Annotated in this window: 22 protein-coding genes; 7 read left to right on the top strand and 15 right to left on the bottom strand. The window is 44.9% G+C overall.

What is annotated here, in order from left to right; genetic code table 11:
• Positions 1-6: 6 nt before the first annotated feature.
• From PK654_RS12365 to PK654_RS12375, 3 genes are all read right to left on the bottom strand, one after another.
• Entirely contained in the window at positions 7-504 is a 498-nt protein-coding gene (locus tag PK654_RS12365) for an A24 family peptidase (RefSeq protein ID WP_271696078.1), read from the bottom strand.
• A 97-nt stretch (positions 505-601) separates the two neighbouring features.
• Complete coding sequence (locus PK654_RS12370; protein WP_271696079.1) at positions 602-802, bottom strand: Flp family type IVb pilin; 201 nt, start codon at positions 800-802, stop codon at positions 602-604.
• A 598-nt stretch (positions 803-1,400) separates the two neighbouring features.
• Complete coding sequence (locus PK654_RS12375; RefSeq protein ID WP_271696080.1) at positions 1,401-1,559, bottom strand: Flp family type IVb pilin; 159 nt, start codon at positions 1,557-1,559, stop codon at positions 1,401-1,403.
• 172 nt (positions 1,560-1,731) lie between these two features.
• Here PK654_RS12375 and PK654_RS12380 point away from each other — a divergent pair, with 172 nt between their 5' ends.
• Complete coding sequence (locus tag PK654_RS12380; protein WP_271696081.1) at positions 1,732-2,502, top strand: helix-turn-helix transcriptional regulator; 771 nt, start codon at positions 1,732-1,734, stop codon at positions 2,500-2,502.
• Between the two features lie 160 nt (positions 2,503-2,662).
• Positions 2,663-4,372 (top strand): AMP-binding protein, encoded by a 1,710-nt coding sequence (locus PK654_RS12385; protein WP_271696082.1) that lies wholly within the window; start codon positions 2,663-2,665, stop codon positions 4,370-4,372.
• A gap of 60 nt (positions 4,373-4,432) precedes the next feature.
• On the opposite strand, the gene PK654_RS12390 is transcribed toward PK654_RS12385, so the two are convergent.
• The 3 genes from PK654_RS12390 to radA form a co-directional block, all read right to left on the bottom strand.
• A complete protein-coding gene (locus PK654_RS12390; protein WP_271696083.1) occupies positions 4,433-4,903 on the bottom strand; it encodes an ASCH domain-containing protein in 471 nt (156 codons plus the stop codon).
• Positions 4,904-5,092: 189 nt separating this feature from the next.
• The gene (gene fusA, locus PK654_RS12395) at positions 5,093-7,180 is read right to left on the bottom strand and encodes an elongation factor G (protein WP_271696084.1); all 2,088 of its coding nucleotides are present in this window, start codon (positions 7,178-7,180) and stop codon (positions 5,093-5,095) included.
• Between the two features lie 212 nt (positions 7,181-7,392).
• Complete coding sequence (radA, locus tag PK654_RS12400; protein ID WP_271696085.1) at positions 7,393-8,772, bottom strand: DNA repair protein RadA; 1,380 nt, start codon at positions 8,770-8,772, stop codon at positions 7,393-7,395.
• Between the two features lie 144 nt (positions 8,773-8,916).
• On the opposite strand from radA, the gene PK654_RS12405 reads away from it, so the two are divergent.
• Complete coding sequence (locus tag PK654_RS12405) at positions 8,917-11,265, top strand: PilZ domain-containing protein (RefSeq protein ID WP_271696086.1); 2,349 nt, start codon at positions 8,917-8,919, stop codon at positions 11,263-11,265.
• A 41-nt stretch (positions 11,266-11,306) separates the two neighbouring features.
• On the opposite strand, the gene serB is transcribed toward PK654_RS12405, so the two are convergent.
• Positions 11,307-12,257: a phosphoserine phosphatase gene (gene serB / locus PK654_RS12410; protein ID WP_271696087.1), complete on the bottom strand. Its 951-nt coding sequence runs from the start codon at positions 12,255-12,257 to the stop codon at positions 11,307-11,309.
• Between the two features lie 106 nt (positions 12,258-12,363).
• Here serB and PK654_RS12415 point away from each other — a divergent pair, with 106 nt between their 5' ends.
• Positions 12,364-12,978, top strand: a complete 615-nt coding sequence (locus PK654_RS12415) for a YtjB family periplasmic protein (RefSeq protein ID WP_271698873.1) — start codon at positions 12,364-12,366, stop codon at positions 12,976-12,978.
• Positions 12,979-13,065: 87 nt separating this feature from the next.
• Here PK654_RS12415 and deoD read toward each other — a convergent pair whose 3' ends face one another.
• From deoD to PK654_RS12455, 8 genes are all read right to left on the bottom strand, one after another.
• Complete coding sequence (gene deoD, locus PK654_RS12420) at positions 13,066-13,785, bottom strand: purine-nucleoside phosphorylase (RefSeq protein WP_271696088.1); 720 nt, start codon at positions 13,783-13,785, stop codon at positions 13,066-13,068.
• 85 nt (positions 13,786-13,870) lie between these two features.
• Positions 13,871-15,091 (bottom strand): phosphopentomutase, encoded by a 1,221-nt coding sequence (deoB, locus tag PK654_RS12425; protein ID WP_271696089.1) that lies wholly within the window; start codon positions 15,089-15,091, stop codon positions 13,871-13,873.
• A gap of 18 nt (positions 15,092-15,109) precedes the next feature.
• Positions 15,110-16,444 (bottom strand): thymidine phosphorylase, encoded by a 1,335-nt coding sequence (gene deoA / locus PK654_RS12430; protein WP_271696090.1) that lies wholly within the window; start codon positions 16,442-16,444, stop codon positions 15,110-15,112.
• 84 nt (positions 16,445-16,528) lie between these two features.
• Positions 16,529-17,305, bottom strand: a complete 777-nt coding sequence (gene deoC, locus PK654_RS12435; RefSeq protein WP_271696091.1) for a deoxyribose-phosphate aldolase — start codon at positions 17,303-17,305, stop codon at positions 16,529-16,531.
• A 268-nt stretch (positions 17,306-17,573) separates the two neighbouring features.
• Complete coding sequence (locus PK654_RS12440) at positions 17,574-17,744, bottom strand: XapX domain-containing protein (RefSeq protein ID WP_271696092.1); 171 nt, start codon at positions 17,742-17,744, stop codon at positions 17,574-17,576.
• A gap of 234 nt (positions 17,745-17,978) precedes the next feature.
• Entirely contained in the window at positions 17,979-19,244 is a 1,266-nt protein-coding gene (locus PK654_RS12445) for a NupC/NupG family nucleoside CNT transporter (protein ID WP_271696093.1), read from the bottom strand.
• 203 nt (positions 19,245-19,447) lie between these two features.
• On the bottom strand, positions 19,448-20,224 hold the full coding sequence (locus tag PK654_RS12450; RefSeq protein WP_271696094.1) for a TatD family hydrolase: 777 nt from the start codon (positions 20,222-20,224) through the stop codon (positions 19,448-19,450).
• Entirely contained in the window at positions 20,208-20,387 is a 180-nt protein-coding gene (locus PK654_RS12455) for a hypothetical protein (RefSeq protein ID WP_271698874.1), read from the bottom strand. The genes PK654_RS12450 and PK654_RS12455 overlap by 17 nt, the downstream gene beginning before the upstream one ends.
• A 430-nt stretch (positions 20,388-20,817) precedes the next feature.
• On the opposite strand from PK654_RS12455, the gene PK654_RS12460 reads away from it, so the two are divergent.
• From PK654_RS12460 to PK654_RS12470, 3 genes are all read left to right on the top strand, one after another.
• Positions 20,818-21,816, top strand: a complete 999-nt coding sequence (locus PK654_RS12460; protein ID WP_271696095.1) for a BMP family lipoprotein — start codon at positions 20,818-20,820, stop codon at positions 21,814-21,816.
• A gap of 89 nt (positions 21,817-21,905) precedes the next feature.
• Positions 21,906-23,483 carry an ABC transporter ATP-binding protein gene (locus PK654_RS12465; protein WP_271696096.1) on the top strand — a complete coding sequence of 526 codons (1,578 nt, stop codon included), beginning with the start codon at positions 21,906-21,908 and terminating at the stop codon, positions 23,481-23,483.
• A complete protein-coding gene (locus PK654_RS12470) occupies positions 23,483-24,595 on the top strand; it encodes an ABC transporter permease (RefSeq protein WP_271696097.1) in 1,113 nt (370 codons plus the stop codon). The genes PK654_RS12465 and PK654_RS12470 overlap by 1 nt, the downstream gene beginning before the upstream one ends.
• Positions 24,596-24,597: the final 2 nt, after the last annotated feature.

The following is a 24,597-nucleotide window of genomic DNA, read 5'->3' on the forward strand; positions in this document are numbered from 1 at the left end:
CACCCGTTAAAGTGTAAAGTAGCTGTACATCGCCATCCCAATCGCTATGGATGGAGCCATAGGCATTTTTGTTAAATGCACATCTACATACTGACGAGTCTGTTTATTGGTCAAATAAGCTAACTTGCGTAAATTAAGCATAGAACCAAAATAGATACTGTTGTAAATAAAATAGAAACTTCCGACTATGGCTGAGGCAATTATAATGTAATAACTCAAGTCCAGAAGATTATTCCATCCCTGCCAGAATCCAATAACGGCTAATAATTTTACATCCCCGGCAGCCATCGCTTTTACAAAATAGAAAAATAGGCCAAGGGCGAAAATAGCAACACCACCTAAAACTGAATCGAGAATCCATCCCTGAGAAGCTGAAAGTGCATTACCGACCAGAGTGAGAATAAACAGTATTGCAACCAGACGATTTGGAATCCGGTTTTCTTTTAGATCGACCAGAGAGATAGCGAATAATACTCCCCAGCAAGACAACCAAATTATTTGCAATGTCTTTCTCCAGAAATCAAGACCCTGAACAAGAGTATTGTTCAGAGTCTCTTAAGCTATAGTAAAGACTATATTGTTTAGAAGGTTTTCCCAGTTACTAAGGTGTACTAGAAGTAGTACCACCGTCGTTGATATTACCTGCGATAACACCCAGTTTACTTTCCAGAGTACTACTGAAGCTGCTAAACAGTACGGAGAAACCAGCTACCAGCAAACCAGCACCTACTACGTATTCCACTACGGTCAGACCTTCTTCATCGCGATAAAAATCCTGACAAAATTTGATAAACTTACTCATAACTTGTTACTCCTGATTCTGAATAGTTACATAGTTGTCATGCTTTCTGATGACTTCACTTTTAATCTAGGATCATGGCTAAATTTAGGTTAGGACTTTTCTGTTATGCACTAGGATTTTTTTATCCAGACACGCCTTATAAATATTTTTGTTTAAATAAGTATTAATATTGTTCTCAATTCAAAAATAGAAAATAAAAACTAGAATAAATACTCAACTAGAAAAGCTAAACTACTAATTTCAAAGAAAACTTTTCATATAAAAATAAAAAAACCACCATAAGAAATCAGTTTCATTTTATTATATTCACTCAAGAAAACCTGTTCTCAAACAGGATTACATAATTGTTGATATTCTTATTAATGATAATTTATTGCACAGCATTTCAATATCAATTTAGCTTTCAATTATTTTCTAATTTAGTTTAACCAAATCAACAAGTTAAATAAGAAGCTTTACATTATTAATAAAACGAAAAATGCCAGCCAACGTCAGAAAAAGCGGAAAACATCCGTTTTTTCTGACGTTCAAACTAGCTTTTGCTACACGATTGGTAGTTTTGGAAGCGGTGTCTACCTTAGTATGACTACTCCAATCTTTATTCAGAGAAGAGATCGTTCATTGTGTTACTCAATATGGTTGAGAAATCTGAAAACAGTAACGAAAAGCCGATCACCATGCTTCCGGCTCCCACTACATACTCGACCACAGTCAAACCTTGTTCGTCATGAATAAACTTTAAAATTGCGCGTTTCATAGTATCGCTTCCCTGTTTTATCGTTATGTTACCTAAGGAGACGGTAGAATAGACGTCCCTAAATTCAGGTTAGAACCCGGCTGCTGCATGAGTTAGGACATTTATCGGAAAAAGTTGCACATTCTTATCCATAAACTAGGCTCAAGATATAGATCGCCACAAAATTATTTTTATGGAATTGTTTCATGCCCCTTATGGATACTGGATTGGCCCCACCATAGAGTCACTGCCTGAACGCTTTTCTTCTGTTTTACAACAGGAGTTTTCTCTCTTCGATTGTCAGGATGATATCTCCGTTCTTACCGACCCGGACATTAATTACGTTCTGTTCTATCTTACTGATAATAACAACAAATTATTAAATACCGCCCTTAAAATCGCTTTAAACCTGAACAAGCGAATTATCATACTACACTACGAACAACTGCCCAGAACCAAGGCTTATCAGGAAGTTGTAGAAGAGCAGATAGATCTCTCTGAACCTGATGCCATTAACCGCATTAAAGCCCGCGCCTTGCAGCTTTCTCTGCAGCACTCAAATATGAAGCCTGAAGCCGTGACAGAAATCGCCGCCACAGAAGGGGTTAACTCACAGTCAGGTAACCGCATTGATATCTTCAGAACCCTTAAATATATAGAGGAGAATCTGGAAAAAGATATCAGGGAAGAGGATGTCGCCGATTTATGCCACTACTCTGTCAGTTATTTTTCTAAACTTTTTCATAGTGTTATCGGTATCAGCTTCAGAGATTACCTGACCAGTAAAAGAATAAACAAAGCCAAGCACCTTCTTGCCAGACAGCACAACGAGAAAATCGCCTCTATTGCTTATCAGTGTGGCTACAACGATGTCTCTTATTTTTCGCGTATCTTTAAGAAAAAAACAGGTATGACACCGGGAAACTACCGCAAAATCAACCAACATCCCCACTCTCATATATAAAAGCTAGCTATAGCGGCTATGGGCTTACTTAACCGGAAGCACGGCTGCTCCCGATATTTTTTTCAAACAAACGTTTAAATATAACTGCTTTTATTGTAGTGTGTTACACTTATGTTAACATTTTTATAACAAAAGACCGTTAGCCATGGATGGAACGAGCATGAACCAAACACAAGCGATTAATACCAACGGACAAGATGACGTTATTCAGCCCAAATGTACCCTTCCGCCCCCCAATGAACTGATACTGAAGTGGGCAGAGACCCGTTCAGATGAAATCTACCTAAAACAGATCATAAACCGGCAGTTTGTCGAATACAGCTATGCAGATGTTGCCGATAAAGCCCTGAGACTGGTAACTGCACTACGTGAAAAAGGTCTGCAGCCGGGCGATAAGATAGCCCTTGTCTCTAAAAACTGTGCTGAATGGTTTATCACTGACCTCGCATTAATGTTGGGTGATTATGTCAGCGTGCCGATTTTCCCTACTGCCGGCGCAGAGACTATCGAATACTGCGCAGTACACAGTGAGAGTAAGGCACTGATTGTCGGAAAGCTTGATAGCAGTGATGCCGTTGCAGAGGTAATTAAAGAGATGCCTCAGCTACTGACCATCTCTCTTCCTTATGACAGTGCCGCTGAATGCCAGTACCAGTTTAACCAGTTGATCGAACAGTCAGTGCCAAGTGAATCGCGTCCTCAGCACTATGATGATAAGGTGATGAGTATCGTCTATACCTCAGGCACCTCTGGCGTACCAAAAGGTGCCCTACTCACTTACGGCGCTTTTAGCTGGTCTTCACAAAAGTTAATAGAGCACATAGGCATAGAGCCGGGCGACCGCCTGTTCTCTTATCTGCCTCTTGCTCACATTACTGAGCGGGTTTACATTTTCGGCTCATCTATTGCCGGTGGTATTCAGACTGCTTTCCCTGAATCACTCGATACCTTTATCGAAGATGTAAAGATGCACAGACCGACACTATTTATCTCTGTGCCGCGTCTCTGGGCTCTGTTCCAGCAGAGAATTCAGGATAAACTGCCGCAGAAAAAGCTCAATTTCCTGCTGAAAATTCCTTTCGTCAACGGCTTAATCAAGAAGAAAATTGCCGAAGGTCTCGGCTTAGATCAGGGCCGGGTACTCGGCTGCGGTTCTGCTCCGGTATCTCCTGCACTGCTGGAGTGGTACCACAGTGTCGGGCTTAATATTACCGAAGCGTGGGGGATGACGGAGTCTTTTGCTTACAGCACGCTTAATTATCCATTCAGGGCAGACAAAATAGGCAGTGTTGGTAATCCGGGACCGGGAATTGAAATCAAAATAGCCGATGACGACGAAATTCTGGTGAAAAGTGAGGGGCTGTTTGCCGGTTACTACAAAAATGAAAAGGCGACCAAGGAGTCCTTTAATGAAGAAGGCTGGCTACATACCGGCGATATTGGTGATATAGATAGCGAAGGCTACCTGACAATTCAGGGGCGTAAAAAGGACACCTTTAAAACGGCCAAAGGTAAGTTTGTCGCGCCTGTACCTATCGAGAAAAAACTGTACGAGTATAGCCGGGTAGAGATGATGTGCCTTATCGGTCTCGGTATGCCTGCACCTATCCTGCTTGCCGTCCCGCACGCTTTCCCAAACTTTGATAAAGAGAGATATGAACGCCGGGCGGCGCGGGTGATAAAACGGATGAATCAGGATCTTGAATCTCATGAGAAGATTAAAGGGGTGCTAATGATTAAGGAACCGTGGAGCATTGAAAACGGTATTCTGACGCCGACACTTAAAATAAAACGCCATGTGCTTGAAAAGAAATACCATGAAATAGGCGCTAACTGGCCATCGGATAAAGTGGTGATCTGGGAAGAGTAATTTCGCTAACTAAAGGCTGGCATTTATGCCAGCCTTTTTAACCTGAGCTCGGTTTTTTAGTTATTCTCCGCGATAAACCACTTTAAAACGTTCGCAGACAATAAGTTTATCTTCACTCCATTCCAGCCCTACTTCTTCACAAACATACTCAAAGAAGCCGATATGAGCTTTACGCCAGCTCTCATAGCTTCGGTCACCTTCGCCTTCAGCATAAGCAAATTCGGCGGTAATCTTATAGAAAGGCACTTCTGTTACTTCTGTGGTCTCTATAATACACACTGGCTGCTCTTCCCAGTCGAGTACGATCATCAGTCGTCCTTTCTCGGGTAAAGGCTCGCCATCAACCGCATACGCAGCATGCAGGCTACAGGTGGCGGTTTTGATCCCTTCTAATACCAGTTTTGCGCACTCATTGGCATTCCATTCATCGGCGCAGAAATATTCAGCAACTACCTGACCAATTTTACCTTTCTCATCCTCTGAGAGGGTTTGTAAGTATTGCTCTAAATAAGCTTGATGATGTGCTTTCATGTTCTCATTTCCGCAGTTCAAAACAGTCCGCCTGACAATATAATTTTAGGCTAATCTGGCTTAAGTTCTGCTTTAGGGTGATAAGGGGAGAGCAAAGATACCCCAGACGCAAGCTGGTTTCCTTTGCCTGAAACAAAAAACCCGAAAGTTTTCACTTCCGGGTTTTATTAGTTAATCAGATTAAAAGAATTACTTCTTCTCTTTCTCTTCTTTAACTTTAGCAATTACTGCTTCAGCAACGTTTGCCGGGCAAGGTGCGTAGTGAGCGAACTCCATAGAGAACTGACCACGACCTGAAGTGATTGTACGCAGGTGACCGATGTAGCCAAACATTTCTGATAGAGGAACGTCAGCTTTAATACGAACACCAGTTGCACCAGCTTGCTGGTCTTTGATCATACCACGACGACGGTTAAGGTCACCGATAACATCACCTACGTGATCTTCCGGAGTGAACACGTCAACGTTCATGATTGGCTCAAGAAGCTGTGCACCAGCTTTTGGCATAGACTGACGGAATGCGCCTTTCGCTGCGATTTCAAATGCGATTGCAGATGAATCCACTGCGTGGAAGCCACCGTCGAACAGTTCAACTTCAACGTCAAGAGTCGGGAAGCCAGCAAGAACACCGTTTTCCATCATAGATGCAAAACCTTTCTCAACTGCAGGCCAGAATTCTTTAGGTACGTTACCACCAACTACAGTTGAAGAGAACGTGAAGCCAGAGTTTGGCTCACCTGGTTTGATACGGTAGTCGATCTTACCGAACTGACCAGAACCACCAGACTGTTTCTTATGCGTGTAGCTATCTTCAACAGCTTGAGTGATTGTTTCACGGTAAGCAACCTGTGGAGCACCAACAGTCAGTTCTACACCGTAAGTACGCTTAAGGATGTCAACCTTGATGTCCAGGTGAAGTTCACCCATACCTTTCAGGATTGTTTCGCCTGAATCTTCATCAGTCTCAACCTGGAATGATGGATCTTCTGCAACCATCTTACCGATAGCAATACCCATCTTCTCAGTAGAACCTTTATCTTTAGGTGCTACCGCGATTGAGATTACTGGATCAGGGAAGATCATTGGTTCAAGAGTACATTCGTGCTTAGGATCACATAGAGTGTGACCAGTCTGAACGTTCTTCATACCTACAACAGCGATGATGTCACCAGCTTGTGCAGTAGTCAGTTCGTTACGCTCATCCGCCTGCATTTCAACCATACGGCCGATACGCTCTGTTTTACCAGTAGCAGCGTTAAGAATAGTGTCACCCTTGTTCATAACACCAGAGTAGATACGGATAAAGGTCAGGGCACCGAAACGGTCATCCATGATCTTAAACGCAAGAGCACGTAGTGGCTCGTCTGGAGAAACAGTTGCAACTTCACCAGTTGGCTCACCAGTTTCTTTGTCAGTCAGAGGCTGAGGATCAACTTCTGTTGGTGCAGGCAGGTAGTCAACAACTGCGTCAAGAACCAGTTGAACACCTTTGTTCTTAAATGCAGAACCACAGAATGTTGGGAAGAATGCAAGGTCACGAGTACCTTTACGGATACAACGCTTGATATCTTCGATAGAAGGCTCTTCACCTTCCATGTACGCTTCCATTAGATCGTCGTCTTGCTCTACAGCAGTTTCGATCATCTCTTCACGGTATGCTTCAACGTCATCTACCATGTCAGCTGGAATTTCTTTGATTTCGTAGTTTTCTGGAAGACCTGAGTCATCCCATACGTATGCTTGACGAGTAAGAACGTCAACAACACCTACGAAGTTATCTTCACGGCCGATAGGCAGAGTCATAACTAGTGGGTTTGCACCAAGAACGTTCTTAACTTGCTCAACTACGTTGAAGAAGTCAGCACCAATACGGTCTAGTTTGTTTACGAAGATCAGACGAGATACTTCTGATTCGTTCGCGTAACGCCAGTTTGTTTCTGACTGAGGTTCTACACCACCTGAACCACAGAAAACACCAACACCACCGTCTAGTACTTTAAGAGAACGGTATACTTCTACTGTAAAGTCAACGTGTCCAGGAGTATCGATAACGTTTAGACGGTGATCGTTCCAAAAGCAGCTTACAGCAGCTGACTGAATCGTAATACCACGTTCTGCTTCCTGTTCCATGAAGTCAGTAGTTGATTCACCATCATGTACTTCACCAGTCTTGTGAATTTGACCGGTCAGTTTTAGGATACGTTCAGTTGTGGTAGTTTTACCCGCATCAACGTGCGCGAAAATACCAATGTTTCTGTATTTTGATAAGTCAGTCATTGTCTTACTCTGTTAATAAGGTATAAAAATGCGCGCAGAGTATATCACAATCCCAGAGGACTGATACCCTTGCAAGCGTACATGTTAAAAAAAAGTTTTTTATACTACCACGCCACGGGCAGTCTAGTAAGGAAATAATAGCCTTTCCTGTAAAAAACGCTCAGTTCAAGCTCTTTTGAAATCGCTGATTTCGTCTTTCTGGGCGTTGATAATCAAAGCTCATCAAAAGCTTCTATCGCTTCTGACAACTTCTTTACCCCGTGCAACTGCATTCCCTCAATACCACCTTTTGGTAGATTGGCGATAGGAACAATTGCCTTTTTAAAGCCGTGTTTATAGGCTTCCATCAGCCTCTCCTGCCCACTAGGAACAGGACGAATCTCTCCGGCAAGACCAACTTCGCCGAAAATCACTACATCTTTAGCCAGTGGCCTGTCACGGAAACTGGATAGCAGCGCCATTATCAGCGCCAGATCGGCACTGGTTTCTGTCACCTTAACGCCACCAACAACATTGACAAACACATCCTGATCGGCCATCTGCAAACCACCGTGTTTGTGCAGAACAGCTAATAGAAGTGACAGCCTGTTTTGCTCCAGCCCGACAGCTACCCTTCTCGGGTTAGCCAGTTGCGAATAGTCAACAAGAGCCTGAATCTCCACCAGCAGGGGTCTGGTCCCTTCCCAGACCACCATTACGGAACTACCTGAGGTGTCTTCTTCTCCCCGGGAGAGAAAAATAGCAGACGGGTTACTCACTTCTTTCAGCCCCTGCCCAGTCATAGCAAACACGCCTAACTCGTTTACCGCACCAAAACGGTTTTTATGACTGCGAAGGGTTCGGAAACGGCTGTCTGTGCCGCCATCCAGTAGCACAGAGCAGTCGATAATATGCTCCAGTACTTTTGGTCCGGCCAGTGTGCCGTCTTTAGTTACGTGACCGACAATAAAGACCGCTACATTGTTCATTTTGGCGTAACGGGTCAGTGCTGTTGCTGACTCCCGCACCTGAGCAACACTACCGGGGGAGGATTGCACATCAGCAACGTGCATCACCTGAATGGAGTCAATCACCATAATGCGCGGCTGCTCTTTTTCCGCAACCTGAATAATTTTGTCTACATTGGTTTCCGACAACATTTTCAGATGTTCTTTTGGCAGGCCAAGTCGTGATGCCCGCATGGCCACCTGTTGTAAGGACTCCTCACCGGTTACATACAAGGTAGACATCTGCGCAGACAGGCGGCACATGGTCTGAAGCAATAAGGTAGACTTACCAGCGCCCGGACTACCGCCTATCAAAATAGCCGCACCCGGAACGATTCCCCCACCAAGCACCCTATCCAGTTCATTGAAACTACTGGTAAAGCGCGGAACCTCCTGAAGGTCGATTTCCGAAAGAACCTGAACGGTAGATTCTGTCGCCGAACCAGCATAACCTGACAGCCTTTCATTTCTGGCAACCTGAGGTGAAGCCGCCATACGCACTTCTGTAATGGTATTCCATGATCCACAGGCATTACACTGCCCCTGCCAGCGGGGAAAATCCGCACCGCAGTCATTACATACGTAAGCTCGTTTTACTTTTGCCATGGGACCTCAAGAAAAGCATTATAATGATAGTTAAGGAACATTATCTCTGTGATACTGTCCGTTATACAAACTGTTAAACTTATCAGCCTGTTGGCCGATAGTTCTAATTAAGAGACGACATATTAGCAGAACTCTATCAAAATAATGCAGCAATCTGAATTACTCTCATTAGTAGAAAAGCTTATCCCGGTTTACGGGGCGCCGGATTTCGATCTTGTCTTGGGTCAGTTGACACAGGACGCCCCACCGTCTGCCAAAGTGATTGCGAAAATGGAGCTGAATCGCCTGATGGCTCCGTGTACAAAATCTATCGACTTACGGGGAAAAGTTCAGGGAGAGTGTCGGGAGTACCAGCTAGATGGTCGCACTCACTGGCTTGATGATGTTGCCATTAACTCCTATCACAAAAAGATAAAGCGTTTCGGCGGATACACCGAAGGGGTGTATGAAGCTATGGTCAACACCCGCAATAATTTCCGGGTGATGCAACAGAAAGAAAAAGAAGGACAGCTCTCTAATACAACCGATGAAGAGAGCCCGTTTTCCGTTGAAGCGATTAAACTAGGCTTTGTCCTAAACCGGCAGGAGAAGCGATTAAAGATATCAAGTCAGGTTGAACTCACATTGCCGGGAGACCAGCAAATCCATGCCACTAGTGTCGATCTCTCCAACTCAGGCGTAAAACTAAAAGTGCCAAGCGCATTTGAATATAGCCTTGGCGCAGTGGTTCAGGCACAGTTTATCGAACTGGCGCAGCAAACCGAGTTGTCAGACCTGAATAAAGCCATTAACTACCGAATCATTGGCATTGATGAGTGCTACGAAAATGAGAGTATTCGCTGGTTAAGGGCACTTCGCTTATCAGATACAGACATTATCGGCCGGGCGATAGAATTAGCACTGGATACCAACGGCAAAAAAGCTAACCACGATAATCAGGATAAGGTATTACAAGCCCGAACCCACGGTTACGAACATACCTATATAAAGCACACGCCTAACCTTCCTCTTCTGTTTAACGGAAACCAGCTCAGATATGCCCTGTTAAATGATAAAAACTACCAGACATGGAGTTACTGGCATGACGAACGCTTCCAACAGGCTCTGGGAACACTGTTCAATCCGGACAGAATGGCTGAGCTGGCCAAGCCGGGAGTAAAAAATTCCAGCAACGTGATCTACTCCTTCACCCATGAGCATCAGGATAAGACCCTGTTCTACTCCATGATGCTACCGGAAGCCAACCGGGAAGAGCGACAATTGTTCTGGCATACAGGTGCAAGGCGTAGCAGCTGGAAGGTATTCCGCATCCACATGTATGAACTGACCTATGAAGAGAGAGCCAGATTTGCTAACTCTAGCCCTGATATTGATCTGGAAGAAAATACTCTGACTCACCTGGGTATTTTGCAGGAAATATCAGACGTTAGTTCACAAAGAGATTACCAGCTTACCGAGAAGCCGGATCTAAACACATCTGTTCTGAATAAATTCCGCCACTCCAGACGAATTGAGGGCAGACCCAGCGGAATCTATTTTGATACAAAATCTCGCAGAAAGGAGCCAAGGTTCTGGTTTAAATCCCCCCTTGAACTTGAGCTGAGTTCAGGTCCAGTGGTAACAGGTACTACAGTTAACTTCTCCTCACAGGGACTGTACGTACAGTTAAACTCTCCTGTCAAAGCTAAGGCAGAAGAGATTACCAAAGTCAGTTTTAGTGAGCTGCAGTTCTATGATGAAAAAGCGCCGCTTACCAAAGTTCCCTATGAGCTGGTCTGTATCAGCACTGACGGCCTGAATATGCATCTTGCCATTGAGGACAGCAGCAAGACGGCCCGGACAACCAATTTTCTTAAAAAGCTGATTGCTCACAACAGAAACAAGCTTGAACCGGTAAGTGAAACGCTGCCGGCGGAAGAGATGCTCACTATCACCTACGATGCTGTACTCACCCGGCTGGTCAGTACACCTTATTATGCCGCCAAGCATAGTGGTGCCCTTCAGTTGACTGCCGTTGGGGTGAACTACCCATTATCCTCACTTCTGAAAGCGTTTCAGACATTGGGGCAGAAAGGTAAGCTCACTCTGAAGCCTATATTCAGAAAACGTAGTGCACGCCTATTAAAAGATCCCCTGAGGCCGGTTGTTGGTGCCGGCGTCACTTATAACAACATCTACATTGCGGTTATTAAAAACCAGTTTGGTGAAATAGATACTATACATACCAAACTGGAAAGCGAGTTTACTAACCTACAGGAACGAATACGCTTTATTAAGAAATCTCAAAAGCTGGGCGATTTCTATGCACTACGTATTTCCGCTATTCCGGTAGAGAGTGCAGTAACCAAAATTCTGGCTAAGAAACTCACCGAACTGGCTTCAACGACATTCCATCAGGCTAAGTCTCTGGAAAAGGAATTTGCTGCTATTGTCGGTTGTGGTGAGTTTATTGATATTACAGAAGAAGTGTTGATCCGGCTCGAACTAACCTGATATCAAAAAGGTTACACCTGAATAAGGTGTAACCCAAAACCTTAGTTTATAGCCCCTGCAGAGAGAATACACATTACCCCACCCAATCCGGTGTAACGGACGGATACCTGAGCTTGTTGTTCAACCCGAGGTTTAGCATGAAAAGCGATACCCAGTCCTGCTCTGCCCATCATCAGCAGGTCATTAGCCCCGTCACCAACCGCGATAGTGTTCTCTAATGCAATGCCGTTCTCTTCGGCCAACATTTGCAGAATATCGGCCTTGGTCTGGGCACTGACCACATCACCTAATACCTTACCCGTTAACTTTCCCTGCTCAATTTGCAAAACATTAGAGCGGGCAAAATCCAGATCAAGAATATCTTTGAGGTAATCAGAAAAGTAAGTAAAGCCTCCTGAAGCAATAGCCGTTTTCCAGCCATACTGTTTGAAGCTGATAATCAACTCCGCCATATCAGGCATCAGAGGTAAACTCTCTCTCACTTGTTGCAGTATGCTCTCATCCGCTCCCTTTAGGGTAGCCACCCGCTCTCTCAGGCTTTGCTCAAAATCCAGCTCGCCCTGCATTGCCCTTTCTGTCACTTCAGAAACCTGCTCACCAACACCAGCCAGCTTTGCAATTTCATCAATACACTCAATCTGAATAGCAGTAGAGTCCATATCGAACACCACTAAACCGGGTTCAGTGAGATCGGGAATATCGATTAAGGCTGCATAATCAATCTTTTTCAACTGCAGAAAATGCTCATGTTGCGAGGTTATTTCGCCGGCCATTAATGCCACTTCATACTTACCCACTGTCCATATATCAGCGACAGGGTTGTAGCAGCCCAGTTCAAAATCCATCTCTTCAAACAGTTTGGACGGGATAGACTCCGCAAACAGAATCCATTCGGCTCCGCGTTCTTCGGTTCTGAAGGAGAAGCGGGTTAACGGGAAACGCTCTTTAAGCTCAGTTGGTTTATTAATATCGAGTTTATTCACTGCATCCATGCCTATCAGTTTTACAATTAATAGAACGTTACCCTATTGCAATTTCAAAAGGCAAGCGCCAATATGTTCAAAGCTTAAAAAAAGAGCCTAATACCGTTAAATGCCTATGAAAACCTCTCTGTTCTCCCTGCGACTGTTTCTTAAAGGAATCGCGATTTTACTGCTGATTCTGATGTTTGCTTATACTGCCCAGAATAGCGTGCGTATCAGTAAGGGAAACGAACAGATTCAGTCCCGCCAACTGGAAACCCTGACAAAACTGCTTGCCACTCAAGCCGCTATGTCTGCCAGTAGTATGATAGCCGGTAGTGATCAGGAACGTCTGCTGAAACTGACCAACCAGCTAGCCCAAGAACGGTTGGTATTTGATGCCACCATCTATAATTCGGAAGGGGTAAAGTTGGCCTCAAGCTCTGATGCTAAATCTGCCAGAGAGATCCTCGGACTGGATACCCCGCTTGAGACCGCCAGTATAGGCCGCCTTCAGTTGGTTGAACCGATTCTGGATGAAGACCGGCTGATTGGTTATGTAAGGATTACGTTTGAGAAAGGAATGGTAACCGCCATTTCGGATCACCACTACAGAAAAAGTGACCGCTATATGTATCTTATGATCATAATGAGCTTTATCAGTGGTGTTTTGATTACCCTGATCCTGCGGCGTAAAGCCAAAGTTCGCGGTGATAACTTACTACTACAAAACCTGAAAAAACCACAGTAACAGAGTAAAAAAATACCCCCACTGAAAAGCGGGGGTATTTTCTATTTATAGTTAGCTAAACCAGCTACATTTCAGGATGTCAGAAGATTACTCTTCGTCACCCAGAAGAACAGAATCAAGAGCGATTTCCATCATCTCGTTGAACGTAGTTGCACGCTCTTCAGATGTAGTTTGCTCACCTGTCTTAATGTGGTCAGATACAGTACAGATAGCCAGAGCTTTTGCACCGTACTCAGCTGCAACACCGTAGATACCGGCAGCTTCCATTTCAACACCAACGATGCCGTACTTGTCCATTACGTCGAACATTTCTGGATCTGGAGTGTAGAACAGCTCAGCAGAGAACAGGTTACCAACTTTAACGTCGATACCGCGTGCTTTAGCCGCTTCTTCAGCAGCTTTAACCATTTTATAGTCTGCGATTGCAGCAAAGTCATGGCCTTTAAAGCGGATACGGTTAACTTTAGAGTCAGTAGAAGCACCCATACCAATAACAACATCACGTACTTTGATGTCTTCGCTTACAGCGCCACAGCTACCTACGCGGATGATCTTCTTAACACCGAAGTCTTTGATTAGCTCAGTAACATAGATAGAGCATGAAGGGATACCCATGCCGTGACCCATTACAGAGATCTTACGACCTTTATATGTGCCAGTGTAGCCGTACATGTTACGAACGTCACAAACCTGCACTACATCGTCAAGAAATGTTTCAGCGATATATTTTGCACGTAGCGGATCGCCCGGCATTAAAACAACATCAGCAAAAGCGCCCATTTCAGCGTTGATATGTGGAGTTGCCATTAATTTGTCCTTTCAAATTTAATTAGTGTTTAAGCTGTGACAGGCGTTATGCCACCTGTCACAGGTTGTCTGTCATGTAATGCTATTACAGAAAGCTTTTACCATAATCCATATCGGAAGTGCCAAAGTATTCAGCTAAGCTTTGACCAATATCAGCAAAAGTTTCACGACGGCCAAGTGAACCCGCTTTAACCTTCTCACCGTACACAAGTACAGGGATGTGCTCACGGGTATGGTCTGTGCCCGGCCATGTTGGATCACAGCCGTGGTCCGCAGTCATAATCAGTACGTCGTCTTCTTTCAGAATAGCCAGAAGCTCAGGCAGGCGGCTATCGAAATACTCAAGTGCAGCAGCATAACCTGCTACATCACGACGGTGACCGTATGCAGAGTCAAAGTCGACAAAGTTGGTGAATACGATAGTGTTATCACCCGCTTCTTTAACTTGCTCAAGTGTGGCGTTAAACAGATCTTCGATACCTGTCTTCTTCACTTTCTTAGTGATACCGCAGTTAGCGTAAATATCAGCAATCTTACCGATAGAAACAACATCACCGCCTTTCTCGTCAACCAGCTTCTGCAGAACGGTTGCTGCTGGTGGCTCAACAGAAAGATCACGACGGTTACCCGTACGGGCAAACTCACCGGCTTTAGGGCCAATAAACGGACGCGCAATAACACGGCCAATGTTGTAATCTTCAAGCTCTTCACGGGCAATCTGACAAAGCTCAAGCAGGTTATCTAAACCGTATGTCTCTTCGTGACAAGCGATCTGGAATACAGAGTCAGCAGAGGTGTAGAAGATAGGCTTACCAGTTGCCATATGCTCTTCACCAAGGTCATCCAGTACCTGAGTACCAGAAGCGTGGCAGTCACCCAGATAACCCGGCAGGTTCGCGCGCTCTACGATGCGATCCAGCAGCTCTTTAGGGAAGCTGTTGGTCTTCTCTGTAAAGTAGCCCCATTCAAACAGAACAGGAACACCGGCAATTTCCCAGTGACCGGAAGGAGTATCCTTACCAGATGAGATTTCTGCTGCGTGGCCGTAAGCACCAATGATCTCTGCAGACTCGTCCATTCCCTGAGGAACTGAACCTGTAGACTCTTTTGCTGCCATTGCCAGACCCAATTTAGTCAGGTTAGGCAGAGATAGCGGGCCTTTACGGTTTTCATTGTCAGCAAGGCCTTTAGCACACTGCTCTGCGATATGGCCCAGCGTATCAGAGCCAACATCACCAAACTTATCAGCATCAGCAGATGCGCCGATACCAAATGAGTCTAAAACTAAAATAATTGATCTTTTCATCGTTCTCTCCATCGGATGTTATTCAACATCTTCCGCGCGAATTTCACGGTAAACATCCGGGGTTGCTACATATTCTTCACTACCAACTTTAATCGCTTTCTGTAGTGCGTCAGCGGCATCTTGCCACTGTGCTTCATTACGGGCATGAATCACTGCAAGCGGCTTCTCGCTGTCTGCAGTTTCGCCAAGACGGATAAAGCTTTCGAAACCTACTGCATAGTCAATAGTATCTGTGGCTACGCGGCGACCACCGCCCATACCCACAACAGCCATACCAATTTCACGGGTATCCATAGCAGATACAATACCGCTCTCTTTAGCGTAGACTGGCTTGATAACTTCTGCTGTGTCCAGATAGTTGCTGTAGTTCTCAACAAAATCACCAGGGCCACCAAGACCTTTAACCATTCTGCCGAACTTCTCAGCTGCCAGACCATTGTCCAGAACACCCTGAAGTTTAGCACGTGCATCAGCAGTATCTTTAGCAAGGTTACCCAGCACCAGCATCTCTGCACAAGAAGCCATAGTCACTTCTTTCAGACGTGGGTTCTGATATTCGCCAGTCAGGAACTGAACGGCTTCTTTTACTTCCAGCGCATTACCAGCAGATGATGCCAGTACCTGATTCATATCAGTAAGCAGTGCAGTGGTCTTAGTACCGGCACCGTTCGCTACTGCTACGATAGATTTCGCCAACTCTTCAGACGCTTCGTAAGTCGGCATAAAGGCACCAGAACCTACTTTTACATCCATAACCAGAGACTCAAGGCCTGCTGCCAGTTTCTTAGAAAGAATAGAAGCAGTGATCAGTGAGATGTTGTCTACAGTTGCAGTGATATCACGAGTTGCATAAACACGCTTATCGGCAGGAGCAAGGTCACCAGTCTGACCAATAATAGCCACACCAGCTTCTTTTGTTACCTGACCAAACACATCATTAGTAGGAGTAATGTTATAACCCGGGATTGACTCCAGCTTATCCAGAGTACCACCTGTATGACCAAGGCCACGGCCGGAAATCATTGGAACAAAACCACCACATGCCGCCACCATAGGGCCAAGCATTAGAGAAGTTACGTCACCAACACCACCCGTTGAGTGCTTATCAACGATTGGGCCGTCAAAGTTCATGTGGCTCCAGTCCAGAACCATACCAGAATCACGCATCGCACAAGTCAGAGCAATACGCTCAGGCATTGTCATTTCATTGAAGAAGATAGCCATAGCAAATGCGGCAATCTGGCCTTCGGAAACTGTGTTTTTAGCAACGCCCTGAATAAAGAAGTTAATCTCTTCTGAAGTCAGTACTTCACCGTCACGTTTTCTGCGAATAATTTCTTGAGGTAAAAACATTAAAGTCTCTCCCGAGTCTGAATTAAATATTGTGTAGGGCAAACGAGAAGGTGGAGCATGTAGCTCCACCTCTGTTAGTACGAATTAGTATGCGTTTGGATCCGCTGTTTCGTCTGTTACTTCCAGCGTGTTTAGCAGGTTAGTCAGCAGGCTAGATGCACCGAAACGGTAGTGCATGTTGTCAGCCCAGTCAGCGCCAAGAATGTCATCAGCCATTGCAAGGAACTGTGCTGCATCTTCAGCAGTACGAACACCACCAGCAGGTTTGAAACCAACTTTCTCAGCTACGCCCATGTCACGAATCACTTTCAGCATGATTTCAGCAGCTTCAGGAGTTGCGTTTACAGGCACTTTACCTGTAGAAGTTTTAATAAAGTCTGCACCAGCTTCGATAGATAGCTCAGATGCACGCTTGATAAGTGCTTCTTCTTTTAGTTCACCGGTTTCGATGATCACTTTAAGAAGGATATCGCCACACGCTTCTTTCACTTGCTTAACCAGTTCGAAACCCGTTTTTTCATCGCCAGCGATAAGAGTACGGTATGGGAATACTACGTCTACTTCGTCTGCACCGTATGCGATAGCCGCTTTAGTTTCAGCTACTGCGATATCGATATCGTCGTTACCGTGCGGGAAGTTAGTTACTGTAGCGATACGTACTTCAGGAGTACCTTGCTCACGTAGTGTTTTCTTCGCAATAGGAATAAAGCGAGGGTAAATACAGATAGCAGCAGTGTTACCTACCGCAGTTTTTGCGTCATGACAAAGAGAGATCACTTTTGCATCAGTGTCATCATCATTCAGCGTAGTTAAATCCATTAGTTTAAGTGCACGTAGAGCTGCTGCTTTTAAATCGCTCATTTCTATCTCCGATCAATATATTCAATTTGTTTACCGAAAAAAGCTCACCGCCAATATCATTTGGCAGACTGTCATCTTGCTATTCCGGGTTACGAAATGAACGGACTTGGTTCCTTGAAGACTCAGTATTAAAAATACCAATTGCTATCCCTGTCACCGCACAGTACCAATTAGGTCAATACTCATTTCTCTGAGTATCTGGCACTACAATCAATGATTGCGGTGTCTAAAATTCAGATGCTTCATGCATCGGTTCCGGTAAAGGTTGCTAACTGAAAAATCGTTCAATAATCCAGTGGTAAGCTACACCGCCTAAATAAACTCCGACGATTCCCATCACGCCCGTTAATACCGGGGGAGCTGGGATAGGTAACTTAATTGCCGAGAACAACATGCCTACAGCAAAACCAGCAACTGTTGCGAGAATAACTTCATTCATAGTTATGACTCCAACCTTTCCAGATGTATACATTATAGGTATAAAGCTAAAAATGTGACACCATCGACTTTTCAAGCAAACGGTTTGTATCTCAAAAAGTTCAAGCCATGGGGTAAAAACCCTTATGCAACCAAGCTTCGTTCCTGTTTTTTCAGGTCTGTTGACCTAGTTCTTTAAAAACAAAAAACACCGTAGCAATCTCTTGCTACGGTGTTTGTCATTCAATGTTGGTTATTACATAGCCAGGCTAATACAGAAACCAGCGATAGTTGCAGCCATCAGGTTAGAAAGAGTACCAGCGGCAACAGCTTTCATACCCATGCGAGCAATATCGTGACGACGGTTTGGAGCGATACCACCCAGACCACCTAGCAGAATCGCGATAGAAGAAAGGTTCGCGAAACCACATAGAGCGAATGAGATGATTGCTGTCGTCTTAGTAGACATAACCTGACCAGTTGCTTCAACAACTTGTGCACTCTCACCAACGTAAGGTACGAAGTTCAGGTATGCAACGAATTCGTTCACGATCAGTTTCTGACCAATGAAAGTACCCGCCAGAGTTGCTTCTTCCCATGGAACACCGATTAGGAATGCCAGTGGAGAGAATACATAACCAAGGATAAGCTCCAGGCTTAGTTCAGGCATACCGAACCAACCACCGATGCCACCAAGCATACCGTTCACAAGAGCGATAAGACCGATGAATGCGATTAGCATTGCACCAACGTTTAGCGCAAGTTGCATACCAGCAGAAGCACCACCAGCAGCTGCGTCAAATACGTTAGCAGGTTTGTCGTCGCCGTCTAGGTCAGCGTCAATCTTGTCAGAGAAGTCTTCAGTCTCTGGCTTGATGATTTTAGCGAACAGTAGACCACCAGGTGCAGCCATGAATGATGCAGCTACAAGGTACTCTAGTGGAACACCCATAGATGCATAACCAGCTAGTACACCACCAGCAACAGATGCCAGGCCACCACACATTACAGCAAACAGCTCAGATTGAGTCATTTTAGGAACAAACGGACGAACAACCAGAGGTGCCTCAGTCTGACCTACGAAAATGTTAGCTGCTGCAGACATTGATTCAGCCTGAGAAGTACCCAGAGCTTTCTCAAGTGCACCACCAAGGATCTTGATAACCCACTGCATTGCACCGATGTAGTAAAGTACAGAGATAAGTGCAGAGAAGAAGATCAGTGTAGGCAGTACTTGGAATGCGAAGATGAAACCAATACCTTCTACAGAGAAGTTAACTAGGCTACCGAATAGGAAGCTAGTACCGTTTTTACCGAAGTCGATCACGCTAGCTACACCAGCAGAGAAACCACCCAGTAGATCTTTACCCCAAGGTACATAAAGTACAAATGCACCAAGAGCGAATTGGATAGCGAATGCACCACCCACGGTTCTTAAATTAATTGCTTTGCGGTTGTCAGATAGTAGTACTGCGATTGCAATCAGTACTGCCATACCGACTAGGCTCATAAACAGGCTCATAGTTTATGACTTCCTTATAAGTTAAATGGCGTGTAACAAAAAATGGAGCTAAAAAGCGAGAGCGATTATACTCAGACCCACCAATAGAAAGTAATATGCAAATCACACTTTTGTATGGCCGTATCTATTGATTCATTTCATATTGTGATCGCAATCTCATTTACACCACAAAGCGTTCACCAAAGGCACAAATTGTGTTGTTTTTATTTACAAATTGTAAACACTGAAAGGCTGTTCTTATAAAGCGTATCGGCAACCGTTTGCTCAGGTTCATTTCGCAACACGTTTAGCTCATTTAACACATTTAACACTCTTTCTGGCACATTTTTTTCACCTTGATAACCACTTAATGGCATATCTGGAGCGTCTGTTTCCAGTACTAAATTTGCTAAAGGAAGTTTTGAAATGGTATTTCTGGTTTTTCTTGCCCGCAAATATGTGATCGTGCTCCCAACTCCTATGTAATAGCCAAGCCTGATATAGTCCATTGCCTGCTCATAGCTACCGGAGAAGCCATGAATCACCCCGGCACATGGCAGTTTTTTCTGTTTCAGCAGCTTAATCATCTGCTGATGAGCTCCCCGGCAATGAAGAATCACAGGTAGCTCGTATTGGATAGTTAAATCCAGTTGAGCATCTAACAACAGTATTTGCCTTTCCCTGTCATTACCTTTTACAAAATCCAGCCCACACTCTCCTACCGCTACACACTTATTATCTCGATTCCTGATTGCCTGTTCTAAAAGGTCCAAATCACTATCTGAGTGTTTATCAGTAAAATAAGGGTGAAGTCCTAAAGCGTAATAAACGCCACTATAACGCTGACTTATCTCGGCAACATTGCGCCAGTTACTTTTGCTACAGGCCGGGATCAGAAACTTATCGACACCTTTATTCCTTGCCCGGCTAATCACATCATCAAGATCGGCAGAAAACGGCTCAAAATCCAGATGACAATGAGTATCAAACAGTTTTGTCATCTTGCTTCTTTAAACCCTCTATATTAGCTATCTCTTTTTTCTGCGCAGAAACTGCACTCGGCTCTCTTTTTACCGGCACACAACTTCGCTTCTGATCCGGAGCCAATCCCATACTTTCACACCAAAGGTCATAGCGTTTTATCAGTTCTTTTAGTCTATTTATCATTTCTGTCTCACTTGGGTTATAAACATATCTCTTACTGTAGAGAAGAAAGTGTAAAGCAGGCCTATTCTAGCTTGAGCACAAAAACAGTAACACAGTTCCGTATTTACTCCCCGAGTGCTTATTTGTATAAAAACAAGATGCAGATCAACAAATCCAGACCAAATGCATTACTTTTGTTTAACACTTCGTGACCCACATTAAGTTTTTTCACTGATTTAGCCCTATTTGCTGTGAGCTGATCGCTATTTTTTTTCCGGTGCAAACGATAAACTTGTTAGCTGTTTACGCGTTCTTTCTTACGCAAACGATAAAGCCGCAAGGCCTTTACCTAATTATATTAAAGCAATAAAAAAATCATCTTATTAACAATTGTGGTGAATATTTCATCACCCGTTATTTAATTGGATTACAAAATAGGGATTCAACAGTGAAAAAGACAACTCTAAAGCTATCAGCACTAGCGCTTGCCGTTTCTTCATTCAGCGTATTTGCTGCGCCTAAACCAGCTGTTATTTACGATACAGCAGGTAAATTCGATAAATCATTTAACGAAGCCGTTTTCCAGAATGGTGTAAAAGTTCTTGAGGCAGAAAAAGGCGTTAAAGTACGTGAGTTTGAACCTCAAAACGAAGCTCAGCGTGAACAAGGTCTTCGTCGTCTGGCCAGCCGTGGTTTCAGCCCTATCGTTGCTGTTGGTTTCAACATGGCTTCTGCAGTAGAAAAAGTGGCTACAGAATTCCCTGATATTCAATTCACTATCATCGATATGGTTGTTGACAAGCCAAACGTACAATCTGTGGTATTTAAAGAGCATGAAGGTTCGTTCCTTGTTGGTGCTCTTGCAGCTAAAGCTTCTAAAACAGGCACTGTTGGTTTTGTAGGTGGTATGGATATTCCACTGATCCGTAAGTTCCAGTGTGGTTATGAGCAAGGTGCTAAATTTGCTAATGCTGATGCAACGGTTCTGCAGAACATGACAGGTTCTACTCCGGCAGCATTTGCTGATCCGGCGAAAGGTTCTGAGCTGGCTAAATCTCAGTTCTCCAAAGGTGCGGATGTAATTTACGCAGCAGCAGGTGGTACAGGCCTTGGTGTTTATCAGGCGGCTAAAGATGCAGGTAAACTGGCTATTGGTGTTGACGCAAACCAAAACCACCTACAGCCGGGCACTATGCTGACTTCAATGGTTAAGCGTGTTGGTGTTGCAGCTAAAAACACATGGACTGAAAGCATGGATGGCAGCTGGAAACCTGGCATCAAGGTTCTTGGTCTGAAAGAAGGCGGTGTTGCATGGGCTCTTGATGACAACAATGCCAGCCTGATCACTCCGGAGATGAAGTCTTATGTTGAAGGCATCGAAGCGGATATCATTTCAGGAAAGATCAAAGTTCATGACTACATGTCAGACAACACTTGTAACTACTAACAGGTGTTACTTGTAGTTTATTGATCTTTACGCCGCTGGTATGCATCAGCGGCGTACTATTTTGTAACTTTGAAGTTCAGGTATCTCTCGTGACTCAAACTCCAAACTACGCCATTGAACTCAAACAAATCGATAAACGCTTTGGCGCAGTACACGCCAATAAGTCCATCGATTTGCGGGTTCCGGCTGGCACAATTCACGGAATTATCGGTGAAAATGGCGCTGGCAAGTCCACACTGATGAGCATCATTTATGGTTTCTACCACGCCGACGGTGGTTCCATGCTGGTCAACAATCAATCATACAAACCTTCTAATTCTCAGGAAGCGATTGCTGCGGGAATTGGTATGGTTCACCAACACTTTATGTTGGTAGAAAACTTCACTGTTCTTGAGAATATCGTTCTCGGGGCAGAAAACGGCTGGAAACTACAGGAAAGTTTGAGTTCAGCCCGCAAAAAACTACTGCAAATCGAAAAAGATTACGGACTCGAAGTCCCTCTGGGTGCCATTGTCGGTGAGCTTCCCGTGGGCCTGCAGCAACGTGTAGAGATTCTTAAGGCGCTGTATCGCGACGCAAAAATTCTTATTCTTGATGAGCCGACAGGGGTACTGACTCCTCAGGAGGCCGATCACCTTTTCAGCATTCTTAACAAACTGCGCGAACAGGGTACAACGGTAATGATCATTACCCATAAGCTCAGGGAAGTGTTGGCAATCACAGATAATATCTCTGTTATGCGTCAGGGCGCTATGGTTGAGCACGTTGTTACTGCAGAAACAGATCAGGAGCAACTGGCCGAACTGATGGTAGGGCGTAAAGTTCGCCTGAAAGTTGAGAAGAAACCAGCGGCACCTAAGAAAGAGCTGATTCAGGTAGAGAAGCTGAGTTTCTTTGATGACGCCGGTGTTCAGCGTGTTAAAGAGATCAGTTTCTCAGTACGTGAAGGCGAGATCGTCGGCATAGCCGGTGTATCCGGCAACGGTCAGTCCAAAATTCTGGGGCTGCTATCTGGTATTCTAACTCCGCACTCCGGCAACATAGTGCTTAACGGCCACCCTTTCAGTAAGGAAGACCCAAGAGATCCTGAAGCCGTACGAGCTATGGGTGTCGGTCATATTCCGGAAGACAGGCATAAACAGGGACTGGTCAACAAGTTTGAAGCTCAGGAAGCTTATATTCTTGGCTATCACAATCTGCCTAAATACAACAAAGGTAAGCTTGGGTTACTGCAAGACAAAGCAGCCATTACTGAATACTGCCAGACCAGCATGGATAAATGGGATGTGCGGCCGAACGATGTCACCCTGAAGACAGCTAACTTCTCTGGTGGTAACCAGCAGAAACTGGTTATTGCCCGCGAAATGGAAGAAAACCCGAATGTACTTCTGGTTGGACAGCCTACCCGTGGTGTTGATATCGGTGCTATTGAGTATATTCACCAACAGATTATTGCCAGTCGTGATAAAGGAAAGGCGGTACTTCTGGTATCAGTAGAGCTGGATGAGATCCTTTCCCTTGCAGACCGTATTATCGTGATGTTTGACGGTGCGATTGTAGGTGAAGTAAGTGCTGAACAAGCTGATGAGAAAACCTTAGGTCTGATGATGGCGAATATTGTGCCGGACCACATTAAGCAGGGCAGTCAGTCCGGGGAGGAAGCATAATGAGTCAGGTAAAAATTCCTGCCTGGGTAACCGTAGCACTATTACCAGCCATTAATGTATTAGTGGCATTTTTAGTCTCAGCCCTTCTATTTATCTATATTGATATCAACCCTGTCGACGCTGCTAAAGTGATGTGGACTGGTGCATTCGGTTACGCCGAAGGCTTCGGCTATACCCTTTACTATGCAACGGGCTTTGTCTTTACCGGCCTTGCTGTTGCCGTGGCATTCCATGCCGGGCTGTTCAACATTGGTGGTGAAGGTCAGGCGTATATTGGTGGCCTCGGGGTCGGATTGATCTGTCTGACGCTGGGCGAGTATGCCCCTTGGTATATCGTGTTCCCGTTTGCCATTCTGGCCGGTGGCCTGTTTGGTGCTGCGTGGGCATTTATTCCTGCCTACCTGCAGGCGAAGCGCGGTTCTCATATCGTAATCACCACGATTATGTTTAACTTTATCGCCGCTTCTCTGATGGCCTATCTTCTGGTTGATATCCTGAAACCAGAAAACACCATGGCGACAGAGAGCCGGGTGTTTGCTGCCAGTAGCTGGCTGCCAAAGATGCACGAAATGGCGGGCGCTATTGGTATTGATGTAGCCGCAAGCCCTCTGAACCTGAGCTTTATCTTCGCCCTGCTTTGCTGTGTGTTTGTCTGGCTGTTTATCTGGCACTCGCGCTGGGGCTATGAGATCCGCTCTGTTGGTTCTAACCCTTCAGCGGCAGGCTACGCTGGTATCAACTACGTTAAGATCGTTATCCTGACCATGCTGATTTCCGGTATGTTGGCAGGCTTCTTTGCCCTTAACGTACTTCAGGGTGAGCTACACCAAATCAAACTTAACTTTGTAGAAGGCTTCGGTTTTACTGGTATTGCGGTTGCTCTTATGGGACGTAACCACCCAATCGGTGTTCTGCTGGCCAGTTTACTGTTCGGTTTCCTTTATCAGGGTGGTGCAGAGTTAAGCTTTGAGTACGGCGTAGACCGTAATATCGTGGTGGTACTTCAGGGGCTGGTTATCCTCTTCTCGGGAGCACTGGAGCATATGTTCCGCCCATCACTTGAGCGCACTTACATTAAGTTGTTCACTAAATCAGAAAAAGGAGCGGCTTAATT

The sequence above is a fragment of the Vibrio sp. SCSIO 43137 genome, assembly GCF_028201475.1.
In the GTDB taxonomy this organism is placed as follows: Bacteria; Pseudomonadota; Gammaproteobacteria; order Enterobacterales; family Vibrionaceae; genus Vibrio.